The sequence below is a fragment of the Aeromonas sp. LsrichE-8G genome, assembly GCF_022869435.1.
Classification (GTDB): Bacteria; Pseudomonadota; Gammaproteobacteria; order Enterobacterales; family Aeromonadaceae; genus Aeromonas; species Aeromonas caviae.
Window position 1 is genome coordinate 1 of sequence record NZ_JALIHH010000270.1, and the last position, 293, is coordinate 293.

Annotated in this window: 1 protein-coding gene; it reads left to right on the forward strand. The window is 53.2% G+C overall.

Going from position 1 to position 293, the window contains the following annotated elements:
- On the forward strand, positions 1-293 hold a 293-nt coding region (locus MUW49_RS20955; RefSeq protein WP_244813172.1), incomplete at both ends, for a transposase.

Below are 293 nucleotides of genomic sequence, written 5' to 3' on the forward strand. Positions count from 1 at the left end.
GAGTCATCAACTTACCTTCGCCGACAGTGAATTCAGCAGTAAGCGCCGTCAGACCAGAAAAGAGATTTTCTTGTCCCGCATGGAGCAGATTCTGCCATGGCAAAACATGGTGGAAGTCATCGAGCCGTTTTACCCCAAGGCTGGTAGTGGCCGGCGACCTTATCCGCTGGAAACCATGCTACGCATTCACTGCATGCAGCATTGGTACAACCTGAGCGATGGCGCGATGGAAGATGCTCTGTACGAAATCGCCTCCATCCGTCTGTTTGCCCGGTTATCCCTGGATAGCGCCT